A 12,684-nucleotide genomic window follows, 5' to 3' on the forward strand; every position below is an offset into this window, starting at 1 on the left:
GCGAGAAACTCTACCTCCAATATGCTCGATAAGCGAGAAAGTTGGAGCGAACAGGAGAACAGGATGCGCGTACTGGTCATCGGCGGGGGCGTCGCGGGAGCGGTCGCGGGGATCGCCGCGAAGAAGGCGGGCCTGGACCCGGTGATCTACGAGGCCTATGAGCACAGCTCGGGGCTGTCCCACGGCGTCTACCTGACCGTGGCGGTGAACGGGCTCGACGCGCTGCGGGCGGTGAACGCCGACAAGGTGGTCACCTCGGCCGGCTTCCCGTCCGGCCGGATACGCTTCCTGAACGGCGCCGGCAGGCAACTCGGGGCCATGCCCCTCGGGCCGACGCTCTCCGACGGCACGGTCACGCACACCATCCGGCGGGCGGACCTGTACGGCGGTCTGTACGACGAGGCCGAGCGGCGCGGAGTCGCGATCGAACACGGCAAGCGCCTGGTCGGCGCGACGACGGTGGGCGGGCGCGTCGTGGCGCACTTCGCCGACGGGAGCACGGCCGAGGGAGATCTCCTGGTCGGCGCCGACGGCGTGCACTCGCCCACCCGCTCCATCATCGACCCCGCCAACCCCGGCCCGCGCTACACCGGACTCGGCAACACCGGCGGCTTCACCCGCGACGCGGACGTCGACGCCTCCCCCGGCGACTACGTCATGACCTGGGGGAAGAACTGCTTCTTCGGGTACACCGTGAGCCCCGACGGGGAGATCTGGTGGTTCGCGAACCCGCCCCGGGCCAAGGAACGGTCGCGCGAGGAACTGCGCACACTGACGGCCGACCGTCTCCGCGAGGAGCTCATCGGCCTGCTGTCGGCGGACCGGACACCGGGGGCGCGCATCGTGCGGGCGACGTCGGGCGACTTCCCGCTGACCAACCAGTACGACCTGCCGAACGTCCCGACCTGGCGGAGCGACCGGATGGTCCTCATCGGCGACGCGGCCCACGCCGTCGCCCCCGCCTCCGGGCAGGGCGCCTCCCTGGCCGCCGAGGACGCCGTGACGCTCGCCCGCTGCCTGCGCGACGCCCCGGACGTCCCGCGCGCGCTGGCCGCGTACGAGAGTCTCCGCCGTGAGCGCGTGGAGCGGGTGGTGGCCTGGGGTTCGGGCATGAACAACACCAAGAGGCAGGGGCTGGCCGGCCGCGTCCTCCGCGACGTCGCCCTCCCGCTGATCCTGCGGAACGCCGGCAGCCCCAGGTCGATGGCGAAGATGGCGTGGCTGTTCGAGCACCACATCGACTGGGACGCCCCCGTCGCGTTCTGATCGGCCGGCGGACACGGACGGCCCGGCTCCGGGCCGGGCCCCGCGCGCCGGGCGGCCCCGGGTTACCCGTCAGTCGTTACCGACGAGTAACGTATGGGTAGGAGTACTCAGGAGTGCTCCGCAGGCTCTGTCAGAAGGAGAACCGACCGTGCCCCGTACCGCACGTGACGTGGTCTTCGTCGACGGCGTTCGCACGCCGTTCGGCAAGGCGGGCCCCAAGGGGCTCTACGCCGAGACCCGCGCAGATGATCTCGTCGTCCGCGTGATCCGCGAGTTGCGGAGGCGCAACCCCTCCCTGCCTACCGACCGCATCGACGAGGTCGCCATCGCCGCGACCACGCAGATCGGCGACCAGGGCCTCACCATCGGCCGCTCGGCCGCCGTGCTCGCCGGACTGCCCAAGAGCGTCCCCGGGTTCGCCATCGACCGCATGTGCGCGGGCGCGATGACCGCCGTCACGACCGTGGCCGGCGGCATCGCCTTCGGCGCGTACGACGTCGCGATCGCCGGCGGCGTCGAGCACATGGGCCGGCACCCGATGGGCGAGGGCGTCGACCCGAACCCGCGGTTCCTCGCCGAGAAGCTCGTCGACCCCTCAGCGCTGGTCATGGGGTCCACGGCGGAGAACCTCCACGACCGGTACCCGCACCTCACCCGCGAGCGCGCCGACGCGTACGCCCTGCGCAGCCAGCAGAAGGTGGCCGCGGCGTACGAGGCCGGCAAGATCCAGCCGGACCTGGTGCCGATGGCGATCCGCTCGCAGGAGAAGGGCTACGGCCTGGCGACCTCCGACGAGCCGCCGCGCCCGGAGACGACGCTGGAGGGCCTGGCCGGCCTGAAGACGCCGTTCCGGCCGCACGGCCACGTCACGGCGGGCAACGCCGCGGGCCTCAACGACGGTGCCACCGGCTGCATCGTCGCGGCCGAGGACGTCGCCGCCGAGCTGGGCCTCACCGCCAAGATGCGGCTGGTCGACTACGCGTTCGCGGGCGTCGAGCCCGAGGTCATGGGCGTCGGGCCCGTCCCGGCCACCGAGAAGCTCCTGGCCCGCAACTCGATCACGATGGACGACATCGGCCTGATCGAGATCAACGAGGCGTTCGCCGTGCAGGTCCTCGCCTTCCTCGACCACTTCAAGATCGCCGACGACGACGCGCGGGTGAACCCCTGGGGCGGCGCCATCGCGCTCGGCCACCCGCTCGCGTCCTCCGGGGTGCGGCTGATGATGCAGCTGGCCCGCCAGTTCGCCGAGCGGCCCGACGTCCGCTTCGGCCTCACCACGATGTGCGTGGGCATGGGCATGGGCGGCACCGTCCTTTGGGAGAACCCGAACTTCGAGGGGGGCAAGTGACCACGGTGCAGACGTGGCGTTCGCTGCTGGACGCCGGGAACGTCGACCACGACGAGGTCGTGACGCACGCGCGCGTACGCGACGTCGAGCTGCCGTACGGCGCGGGCACGATGGCGCTGATCACGCTCGACAACGGGTTCGACCACACCAAGCCGAACACCTTCGGCCCGCGCGGCCTGCTGGAGCTGAACGACGCCCTCGACCAGGTCGCGGCGCGCGACGACCTCGTGGCCGTCGGCGTGACCGGCAAGCCGTTCATCTTCGCGGTCGGCGCGGACCTCAAGGGCGTGCAGGCCCTGGAGGGCCGCGAGCAGGCCGAGCTCGTGGCCCGGCTGGGCCACGACGTGTTCCGGCGCCTCGGCGAGCTGAACGTCCCGTCGTTCGCGTTCGTCAACGGCGCGGCGATGGGCGGCGGCGTCGAGGTGGCGCTGCACTGCGCGTACCGGACGATCTCCTCCGGCGTGCCCGCGCTGGCGCTGCCCGAGTGCTTCCTGGGCCTGGTGCCCGGCTGGGGCGGGACGTACCTGCTCCCCCGGCTGATCGGCGCGGAGAAGGCCCTCAAGGTCATCATCGAGAACCCGCTGAACCAGAACAAGATGCTCCGCGGCCCCCAGGCGTACGAGCTGGGCATCGCGGACGTGATGTTCGAGCCGGCCGACTTCCTGGAGGAGTCGCTGCGCTGGGCCGCCCGCGTGCTGACCGGCGAGGTGACGGTCGAGCGCGCCGAGGTCGACACCGGCAAGGCCTGGGACGACGCGATCGCGCAGGCCCGGTGGTTCGCCGAGGGCAAGCTGCACGGCGCGGCCCCGGCGCCGCTGCGGGCGCTGGACCTCGTCGCGGCGGCCAAGGACCGCACCCGCGACGAGGGCTTCGCCGCCGAGGACGAGGCCCTCGCCGACCTGATCATGAGCCCGGAGCTGCGCTCCGGCCTGTACGCCTTCGACCTGGTGCAGAAGCGCGCCAAGCGGCCCGCCGGCGCGCCCGACAAGTCCCTGGCGCGGCCGGTGACGAAGGTCGGCGTGGTCGGGGCCGGGCTGATGGCCTCGCAGCTGGCCCTGCTGTTCGCCCGGCGGCTGAACGTCCCGGTCGTGCTCACCGACCTGGACCAGGAGCGTCTCGACAAGGGCGTCGGCTACGTCCACGGCGAGGTCGACAAGCTGCTCGGCAAGGGCCGGATCTCGGCGGACACGGCGTCGCGGCTCAAGGGCCTGGTCACCGGGTCGCTGACCAAGGACGCCTTCGCCGACGCGGACTTCGTCATCGAGGCCGTGTTCGAGGAGATGGGCGTCAAGCAGAAGGTCTTCGCCGAGGTCGAGGCGGTCGTCTCGCCCGAGTGCGTGCTGGCCACCAACACCTCCTCGCTGTCGGTGAGCGAGATGGCCGCCAAGCTGAAGCACCCCGAACGAGTCGTCGGCTTCCACTTCTTCAACCCGGTCGCCGTCCTGCCGCTGCTGGAGATCGTCCGTGGTGAGCGGACCGACGACGCCGCGCTGGCGACCGCGTTCGCCACCGGCAAGGCGCTGAAGAAGTCCTGCGTGCTGGTCAAGGACGCGCCCGCGTTCGTGGTCAACCGCATCCTGCTGCGGCTGCAGGCGGAGATCCTCAAGACCGTGGAGGAGGGCACGCCGATCGAGGTCGTCGAGCGCTCCACCAACCCGCTCGGCCTGCCGATGTCGCCGTTCGTGCTGATGGGGCTCGTCGGCCCGGCGATCGCGCTGCACGTCGGCGAGACGCTGCACGCGGCGTTCCCCGAGCGGTTCCCGGTCTCGGAGGGCCTGGCCAAGCTGGTCGCGGCGGGCAAGCCCGGCGTCTACCGCCCGGACTTCACCTTCGACCCGGAGGCCGTGGCGTTCTTCGAGGGCGGCACGTCCCCGTCCACGGAGGAGCAGGTCCTCGCCCGGGCGCTCGACGGGCTCGCCGAGGAGATCAAGATCATGCTGGACGAGGGCGTCGTCGCGGCGCCCGAGGACATCGACCTGTGCCTGATCCTGGGCGCGGGCTGGCCGTTCCACCTGGGCGGCATCACGCCGTACCTCGACCGCACCGGCATCGCGGAGAAGGTCAACGGAGCGCGCTTCCACTCCTGACGCCCGATCCGACGTGGCGCCCCGGCACATCGTGCCGGGGCGTTCGCGTACGCGCAGGACGTACGCGGAAGGCGCCCGAGCGGACCGGCGGTCAGGGCGTGTGCGAGCCGCAGGCGTGGCGGAGGGCGTCCCAGCCGGCGAGCTTGACCCGCTCCCCGCGGGCGAGCGTACGGGCCAGCTCGATCTCCTCGGCGTCGATGCGGAGCCAGTCGTCGTACGTCACCGCTCGGACGTTCCGCGCCTCCAGCAGCCCCTCGATCGACGGGCGTTCGCGGGCCCTGCCGTCCAGGTCGGCGAGCAGGGCGCGCACGGTCTCGGCGGCGTCGGCCTTGTTCGTGCCGATCACCCCGGTGGGCCCGCGCTTGAGCCAGCCGGCGACGTACTCCCCCGGCCTCGGCGCGCCGTCCTCGCCGAGCACCCGCCCGGACTCGTTCGGCACGACGTACGCCCGTGGATCGAACGGCACGCCGGTCAGCGGAACGCTCTGGTAGCCGACCGAGCGCAGCACCATCCCGACCGGCAGCGTCTCGTGGACGCCCGTGCCGACGACCCGGCCCTCGGCGTTCAGCGTGGTGCGCTCCAGGCGCAGGCCCTCGACCCGGTCGGTGCCGAGGATCTCCACGGGCCGCAGCCAGAACCGCAGGTCGAGCCGGCGCGGCCGGCCCTCCAGCGGGCGCCCGCCCCAGTCGCGCATGACGGTGACGTTGCCGCGCACGTGCCGGTCGGACTCGGCGAGCGCGGCGCTCGCCGGGTCGAGCTCCAGGTCCTCAGGCCGCACGTGGACCTCGGTGTGCGGCAGCGCGCCCAGCTCACGCAGCTCCTTCGTGGTGAACTTGGCCTGCGCCGGACCGCGCCTGCCGATCATGTGGATGTGGCGTACGGCGCTGCCGCCGAGCAGGTCGAGCACCGGCTCGGGCACGTCGGTGGCGCGCAGTTCGTCCGCGGTCTTGGCGAGGATCCGCGCGACGTCGACGGCGACGTTGCCGACCCCGATGACCGCGACCTCGTCGGCGGACAGGTCGACGTCGAGGCCGGCGGCGTCCGGGTGGCCGCAGTACCAGTTGACGAAGTCGGTCGCGGCGACGCTGCCGGGCAGGTCCTCCCCCGGCACGCCGAGGTGCCGGTCGACCATGGCGCCGGTCGCGTAGATCACCGCGTCGTAGCAGGCGAGCAGGTCGTCCCGCGTGACGTCGGCGCCGAACTCCACGCCGCCCAGGAAGCGCACTCCGGGGTGCTCCAGCACCCGCTGCAGGTAACGCGCGATCGATTTGATCGACGTGTGGTCCGGCGCGACGCCGTACCGTACGAGGCCGTACGGTGTCGGGAGCCGGTCGAAGACGTCGACGAGTACATTGCCGTCCGCCTGCTTCACCAGGGCCTCGGCGGCGTAGATGCCCGCCGGCCCGGACCCGATGACCGCCACGCGGAGCGGAGGTGTGTCCGCCACCTCGCCATTGTGCGCGCAGGAGGCGGCCGGCGTCAGGACCGGCGGGGCCACATCACCGGGATTCGACCGACGGTTTACCGGCCCTGCTGTGGGCGTACCCGTACGTGAAGTAGATGGCGAAGCCGATGAGCATCCAGACGACGAACCGGATCCACGTCTCCACGGGCAGGTTGAGCATGAGGTAGACGCAGGCCAGGACGGCCAGGATCGGCACGACCGGGGACGCCGGCACGCGGAACGACCGCTCCAGGTCCGGCCGGGTGCGCCGCAGGAGGACGACGCCGACCGAGACGACCACGAACGCGAACAGGGTGCCGATGTTGACCAGGTCGGCCAGGGCGGACAGCGGGACCAGGCCGGCGATCGCCGCGACGATCACGCCGATGATGACGGTCATCCGGGCGGGCGTGCCGTACTTCGGGTGGACCTTGGCGAGCCACGGCGGGAGCAGCCCGTCCCGGCTCATCGCGAAGAACACCCGGCTCTGGCCCAGGATGAGGATCAGCACCACGGTGGTCAGGCCCGCGAGCGCGCCGACGCTGACGATCGTGGCGAACCCGGAGTGGCCGATCGCCTTGAACGCGTCGGCGAGGGGCGCGTCGACGCTCAGCTGCCGGTAGTTCTGGATGCCGACCACGACGAGGGAGACGGCGACGTACAGCGTGGTGCAGATGGCGAGCGAGGCGATGATGCCGACGGGCAGGTCGCGCTGCGGCTTCTTGGTCTCCTCCGCGGCGGTCGCGACGATGTCGAAGCCGATGAAGGCGAAGAAGACGATCGCGGCGCCCGCGAAGACGCCGGCCCATCCGTAGGTGGACGGGACGAAGCCGAAGATGACCTGGATCAGGGGGGTCTTCCCCCCGTGGGCCTCGGGCGTGGGGACGGCCTTCGGGACGAACGGGTGGTAGTTGGCGCCCTTGATGAAGAACAGGCCCGCGACGATCACGAAGAGGACCACCGCGATCTTGATCGCGACGATGACGGCGTTGACCCGTGAGGAGACCTTCACGCCGAGGACGAGGACGCCCGTCACGATGAGCACGATGAGCGCCGCCGGGACGTTGAACGTCGCGTGTTCGCCGGCGACGGACGACGGCAGGTCCCAACCGAGGTCGCTGAGCAGCGTTCTGGCATAGCCGGACCAGCCCACCGCCACGGTCGCCGCCGCCAGCGCCAGCTCCAGGACCAGGTCCCAGCCGATGATCCAGGCGGGCAGCTCGCCGAGCGTCGCGAACGAGAACGTGTACGCGGAGCCCGCCACCGGAACGGTCGAGGCGAACTCCGCGTAGCACAGCGCGGCGAGGCCGCAGGCGATGGCCGCGGCGACGAAGGACAACGCCACCGCGGGCCCGGACTTCTCCTTGGCGACCTCGCCGGTGAGCACGAAGATGCCGGTGCCGATGATGACCCCGACGCCGAAGACGGTCAGGTCCAGTGCGCTGAGGTCCCGACGCAGCCGGTGACCGGGCTCGTCCGTATCTCGAATGGACCGCTCAACCGATTTCGTTCGGAAGACACGCACCAGGAACTCCTTTGCCGCCTTTTTGGCCCTCCTCTACCCAGCGTCGGAGAAAATCAACGGACCGCGTCTTATCCGTACTCGGTCAGGACTCGGTCGGTTCGAGGACTTCGTCCCTGGCGGTGGCCGCCGTGATGTCCCGGGCGAGACCCTGCGGGGTCAGCCCCATGTCGGCGAGGATCTGCGCACGCTTGGCGTGGTCGAGGAACCGGTCCGGGATGCCGAACGTCCGGACCGGCACGTCCACGTCGGCGTCACGCAGCGCCCGCGCCACCGCGTCGCCCACGCCGCCGACCCGGCAGTTGTCCTCGACGACCGCGACGACCCGGTGACCGGCGGCCAGATCGGGCAGCTCCGCGTCCAGCGGCTTGACCCAGCGCGGGTCGACGACCGTGACGCCGATGCCGTGCGCGTCGATGGTCCGGGCGGCCTCGACCGCCACGCCCGCCATCGGGCCCGCCGCGACGATCAGCACGTCCTGCGCGCCCGAGCGCACGAGCACGTCCATCCCGCCGACCCGGTCGACGGCCGGAACGTCCTCGGCCACCGGCCCCTTCGGGAACCGGATGGCCGTCGGCCCGTCGGCGACGCCCACCGCCTCGCGCAGCAGCTCCGTCAGCCGCGCGCCGTCCCGCGGCGCGGCGACGCGCAGGCCCGGCACGACCTGCAGGATCGACATGTCCCACATGCCGTTGTGGCTCGGCCCGTCGTCGCCGGTCACCCCGGCCCGGTCGAGGACGACCGTGACCGGCAGCTTATGCAGCGCGACGTCCATGAGCAGCTGGTCGAACGCCCGGTTGAGGAACGTGGCGTACACCGCGACGACCGGGTGCATGCCGCCGAAGGCCAGTCCCGCCGCCGACGTCACCGCGTGCTGCTCGGCGATCCCCACGTCGAACGTGCGCTCGGGGTAGGCCTCGGCGAACGCGGCGAGGCCCGTCGGATGCAGCATCGCCGCGGTGATGGCCACCACGTCGGGACGCTCGGCGCCCAGCGCCACGAGCTCGTCGCTGAACGCGTTGGTCCAGGTGCGGGAGCTCTTGGCCAGCTTGCGCCCCGTGGCCGCATCGAACAGGCCGGGGGCGTGGAACGCCTCCTCCTCGTCGTTCTCCGCGGGCGCGTAGCCGAAGCCCTTGCGGGTGATGCAGTGCACGATCACCGGCTCGCCGAAGTCCTTGGCCTTGCGCAGCGCGTGCTCCACGGCCTCCTCGTCGTGGCCGTCGATCGGCCCGAGGTACTTCAGGCCCAGGTCCTCGAACATCGCCTGCGGCTGCAGGATGTCCTTGATCCCCTTCTTGATGCCGTGCAGCGCCTCGTACGCCATCGGTCCCACGACCGGGGTGCGCGGCACCGTGCGCTTGATGAGGTCCAGGGCGTGCTCGTACCCCCGCGTCATCCGCAGGTCCGCGAGGTGGCTGGCCAGCCCGCCGATCGTCGGGGAGTACGACCGGCCGTTGTCGTTGACGACGATGACGACCCTGCGGTCCTTGCCCGCCGCGATGTTGTTCAGCGCCTCCCAGGCCATGCCGCCGGTCAGCGCGCCGTCGCCGATGAACGGCACGACGAACCGGTCGCCCTCGCCGCGCAGCTGGTACGCCTTCGCGAGCCCGTCGGCGTACGACAGGGCGGTGGAGGCGTGGGAGTTCTCGATCACGTCGTGCTCGGACTCGGCCTGGCTCGGGTAGCCGGACAGCCCGCCCGCCTGCCGCAGCGTGCCGAAGTCCTGCCGCCCGGTGAGCAGCTTGTGGACGTACGCCTGGTGGCCCGTGTCGAAGAGGATCCGGTCGCGCGGGGAGTCGAAGACGCGGTGCAGGGCGATGGTGAGCTCGACCACGCCGAGGTTCGGGCCGAGGTGACCGCCGTTCTTCGACGTCGACACCGCGGTGACGAGGAGGTCTCGTATCTCGCCGGCGAGCTGCGGAAGCTGCTCCGGAGCCAGGCGCTTGAGGTCCTCGGGCCCTCGGATCGACTCAAGAAGGGTCACGCGGGTCATCTCCTCGTTTTTTCTGCGGATGCTGATTTTAGTGGCCGCTCAGCTATGAGACGCGAAGCCCCTGAGCCGAGTTCACGTGGCGCAGCGTAGCGATCGGATATAAAGAGAGTGATGGATGACGAACGAATCGTGCTGCTGGGCGCCGACGGCCATGCCATCGGCACGGCCCCGAAGGCGTCGAGTCACCACGACGCCACGCCCCTGCACCTCGCGTTCTCGTGCTATCTGACGGACCCGGCGGGGCGCATCCTGATCACTCAACGAGCGCACGGCAAGCGAACGTTCCCATCCGTGTGGACCAACAGCTGCTGCGGTCATCCGGCACCCGGCGAGGGCCTGCGCGACGCCGTACGCCGCCGCGTCCGCCTGGAGCTGGGCCTGGAGATCGAGAGCATGACGCTCATTCTCCCGGAGTTCCACTACCGCGCGACCGCCGCGGACGGCGTCGTGGAGTACGAGCTGTGTCCCGTGGTCCGCGCCCTCGCAACGGGCGACCTGCGCCTCCACCCGGACGAGACCGCGGCGGCCGACTGGCGCGACTGGGAGTCCTGCGTCGCGCTGGTGGACGACCCCGCGGCGTCTCCGTGGTATCGCGAGCAGATGGCCCAGCTTGTCCCGCTCGGCAAGCCGGCCGACTGGCCCGCCGCGCCCACCTCCCTGCTGCCGCCCGCCATCGCCTGGTAGCCGGGACCCGCCGTCCGGCGCCTCGTTCGCCCGTTCTGAGAACCTCGTCCGCACCCGGCCCCGTCCGCGCTTGACCTTGACATTAATGTGATGGTTTACCGTCCCGTCATTGATTGATCCCCGAAAAGGAGTCAGTGATGCCGGGTGCAGTGATCATCGGAGCCGGTCCGGGCATCGGCCGCGCCGTGGCCCGCCGATTCGCGCGCGAGGGCCTGCCCGTGGCCCTGGTGGCCAGATCACAGGCGACGCTGAAGGCGACGGTCGACGCGGTCGCCCCCACCGGAGTCCAGGTCCTCGCCCTCAGCGCCGACGCGGCCGACGAGACGTCGCTGCGCGCCGCGCTCGACGAGGCCGCCGCCGAGCTGGGCGCGCCCGAGGTCGTGGTGTACAACGCCGCGATCATCCGGCCCGACGGCCCCGGCGACCTCACCGTACGCGAGCACCTGGACGCCTGGGCGGTCAACGTGGTCGGCGCACTCACCGCCGCCGCCCACGTCGCCCCCGGGATGGCGGCGCGCGGCCGCGGGACGTTCCTCATCACCGGCGGGATGCCGGAGCCGAAGCGCGAGTACGTCAGCCTCTCCCTCGGCAAGGCCGGCGTGCGCACGCTCGTGGAACTGCTCGACCAGGAGTACGGCCCGTCGGGCGTCCACGTCGCGAGCGTGACCGTGGCCGGCCCGGTCGCCCCGGGCACCGCCTTCGACCCGGACGACATCGCCGAGCACTACTGGCACCTTCACACCCAGCCCCGCGACGCCTGGGACCGGGAGGTCGTGCACGACGGATCGTGAGCGAGACCGCCGTCAGTCCCGCAACCGGCGGAACTCCTCGGCCAGCGCCGCCGGCGTGTAGTGCGCGTTGAGGCCGGAGGGGTTCGGCAGGATCCACAACGTCGCCCCGGCCAGCCGGTCCTCCTGCGGGCCGATCCTCACCTTCGGCCGCCCGAACGCCGTACGGAACGCGGTCACGCCGAGCACCGCGACGATCCGCGGCCGGTGTTCCGCCACGAACTTCTCCAGCAGCGTGCCGCCCTCCCGCAGCTCCTCGGCGGTCAGCTCGGCGGCCTGAGCGGTGGCGCGGGCGGCCAGGTTCGTGATCCCCGCACCGTACGACGGCAGCAGCTCCTGCTCACTCGGGTGCAGCAGCCGATCGGTGAATCCGGACCGGTGCAGCGCGGGCCAGAACCGGTTGCCCGGCCGCGCGAAGTGCCACCCGGTCGCGGCCGAGTAGAGGCCGGGGTTGATCCCGCAGAACAGCACCCCGCCCGGCGGCGGCACGACGTCCGGGATCGTCCGGTCCCGCGCGGCCTCCAGGTCGGCGGCGGTCGGTCGGCTCGTCACCCTCGGACCATACCGGCCGGTCGGCCCGGTCCGGGCAGGACCTCGGCGAGGAACGAGCCGATCCGCCCGGCCAGATCCTCCGGCACCTCCTCCGCCATGTGGTGGCCGCAGTCCAGGCCGTTACCGCGCAGGTCGGCCGTCCAGGGCCGCCACACGGCGAGCGGGTCGCCGTACAGCTCCTCCATGTCGTCCTTCACCCCCCACAGCACCAGCGTGGGGCAGGAGACCCGGCGACCGACGGCTCGGTCGGCATCGTCGTGCGCGCGGTCCACGCCGAGTCCGGCGCGGTAGTCCTCCATCATCGCGTGCACGGTCGCCGGATCGTGGATGGCGTTCTGGTAGTCCGCCCACGCCTCGGGCTCCATGTGCTCGTCCGTCGCGGTGTACCAGGCGTCCGGGTCGGCGTTGATGACCCGCTCCGCCGGCTTTCCGGTCTGTGCGAAGAAGAACCAGTGCCACCAGCTCGCCGCGAACCGCGCGTCACAGCGCGCCAGCGCCTCCCCGATCGGCACCATGTCCATGGCGATCAGTGCCATGACGGAGCCGGCGTGGTCGAGCGCGGTGCGCAGAGCCACGTAACCGCCCCGATCGTGGCCCGCGACGGCGAATCGCTCGTGCCCGAGCGCCCGCATCAACGCCACGCAGTCCCGGGCCATCGCCCGTTTGGAATACGGCGTGTGGTCCGGCGTCGTCGGAGGCTTCGACGACTGCCCATATCCCCGCAGGTCGGGGCAGACGACGGTGAACCGGTCGGCGAGCAGGGGCGCGACCTTGTGCCAGGTCGCGTGCGTCCGCGGATGCCCGTGCAGCAGCAGAAGCGCCGGCCCGGACCCGCCGTACCGCACCCGCAGCTCGGCCTCCCCGACGTCCACCCGCTCAAGGTCGAATCCCTCGAAGAACATGGCGGGCGATCTGCCCCAGCGGGCACGTCGCAAACCGATCATTTTTGATCACTGACCGTCACCGCCGCCAGGAGCAGCGACCGTCGGCGATCACG

General features: G+C 71.6%; 10 protein-coding genes. 5 read left to right on the plus strand and 5 right to left on the minus strand.

All coding sequences use genetic code 11. From position 1 onward, the window contains the following. Nucleotides 1-63: 63 nt before the first annotated feature. The 3 genes from NE234_RS08950 to NE234_RS08960 all read left to right on the plus strand — a co-directional run bounded on the left by NE234_RS08950 (nucleotide 64) and on the right by NE234_RS08960 (nucleotide 4,704). On the plus strand, nucleotides 64-1,266 hold the full coding sequence (locus NE234_RS08950) for an FAD-dependent oxidoreductase (protein ID WP_252778415.1): 1,203 nt from the start codon (nucleotides 64-66) through the stop codon (nucleotides 1,264-1,266). A gap of 148 nt (nucleotides 1,267-1,414) precedes the next feature. Continuing rightward, the gene (locus NE234_RS08955) at nucleotides 1,415-2,617 is read left to right on the plus strand and encodes a thiolase family protein (protein ID WP_252778416.1); all 1,203 of its coding nucleotides are present in this window, start codon (nucleotides 1,415-1,417) and stop codon (nucleotides 2,615-2,617) included. Next, on the plus strand, nucleotides 2,614-4,704 hold the full coding sequence (locus tag NE234_RS08960) for a 3-hydroxyacyl-CoA dehydrogenase NAD-binding domain-containing protein (RefSeq protein WP_252778417.1): 2,091 nt from the start codon (nucleotides 2,614-2,616) through the stop codon (nucleotides 4,702-4,704). The genes NE234_RS08955 and NE234_RS08960 overlap by 4 nt, the downstream gene beginning before the upstream one ends. Before the next feature lie 91 nt (nucleotides 4,705-4,795). Here NE234_RS08960 and NE234_RS08965 read toward each other — a convergent pair whose 3' ends face one another. The 3 genes from NE234_RS08965 to dxs all read right to left on the minus strand — a co-directional run bounded on the left by NE234_RS08965 (nucleotide 4,796) and on the right by dxs (nucleotide 9,654). After that, nucleotides 4,796-6,151, minus strand: a complete 1,356-nt coding sequence (locus NE234_RS08965; protein WP_252778418.1) for an FAD-dependent oxidoreductase — start codon at nucleotides 6,149-6,151, stop codon at nucleotides 4,796-4,798. 52 nt (nucleotides 6,152-6,203) lie between these two features. Further along, complete coding sequence (locus NE234_RS08970; protein ID WP_252778419.1) at nucleotides 6,204-7,673, minus strand: amino acid permease; 1,470 nt, start codon at nucleotides 7,671-7,673, stop codon at nucleotides 6,204-6,206. Between the two features lie 82 nt (nucleotides 7,674-7,755). Continuing rightward, the gene (gene dxs / locus NE234_RS08975) at nucleotides 7,756-9,654 is read right to left on the minus strand and encodes a 1-deoxy-D-xylulose-5-phosphate synthase (RefSeq protein WP_252778420.1); all 1,899 of its coding nucleotides are present in this window, start codon (nucleotides 9,652-9,654) and stop codon (nucleotides 7,756-7,758) included. Nucleotides 9,655-9,774: 120 nt separating this feature from the next. Here dxs and idi point away from each other — a divergent pair, with 120 nt between their 5' ends. After that, nucleotides 9,775-10,347, plus strand: a complete 573-nt coding sequence (idi, locus tag NE234_RS08980) for an isopentenyl-diphosphate Delta-isomerase (RefSeq protein WP_252778421.1) — start codon at nucleotides 9,775-9,777, stop codon at nucleotides 10,345-10,347. A 137-nt stretch (nucleotides 10,348-10,484) separates the two neighbouring features. Next, on the plus strand, nucleotides 10,485-11,138 hold the full coding sequence (locus NE234_RS08985; protein ID WP_252778422.1) for an SDR family NAD(P)-dependent oxidoreductase: 654 nt from the start codon (nucleotides 10,485-10,487) through the stop codon (nucleotides 11,136-11,138). A 12-nt stretch (nucleotides 11,139-11,150) separates the two neighbouring features. Here NE234_RS08985 and mug read toward each other — a convergent pair whose 3' ends face one another. Then, nucleotides 11,151-11,687, minus strand: a complete 537-nt coding sequence (mug, locus tag NE234_RS08990) for a G/U mismatch-specific DNA glycosylase (RefSeq protein ID WP_252778423.1) — start codon at nucleotides 11,685-11,687, stop codon at nucleotides 11,151-11,153. Further along, complete coding sequence (locus NE234_RS08995; protein WP_252778424.1) at nucleotides 11,684-12,631, minus strand: alpha/beta fold hydrolase; 948 nt, start codon at nucleotides 12,629-12,631, stop codon at nucleotides 11,684-11,686. The genes mug and NE234_RS08995 overlap by 4 nt, the downstream gene beginning before the upstream one ends. Nucleotides 12,632-12,684: the final 53 nt, after the last annotated feature.

The organism is Actinoallomurus rhizosphaericola (assembly GCF_024055675.1).
Lineage (GTDB): Bacteria > Actinomycetota > Actinomycetes > Streptosporangiales > Streptosporangiaceae > Actinoallomurus > Actinoallomurus soli.

Excerpts from the sequence above, each read along its gene's own strand:
- NE234_RS08950 (WP_252778415.1), top strand. The coding sequence starts at position 64 with ATGCGCGTACTGGTCATCGGCGGGGGCGTCGCGGGAGCGGTCGCGGGG.
- idi (WP_252778421.1), top strand. The coding sequence starts at position 9,775 with ATGGATGACGAACGAATCGTGCTGCTGGGCGCCGACGGCCATGCCATC.
- NE234_RS08985 (WP_252778422.1), top strand. The coding sequence starts at position 10,485 with ATGCCGGGTGCAGTGATCATCGGAGCCGGTCCGGGCATCGGCCGCGCC.
- NE234_RS08995 (WP_252778424.1), bottom strand. The coding sequence starts at position 12,631 with ATGATCGGTTTGCGACGTGCCCGCTGGGGCAGATCGCCCGCCATGTTC.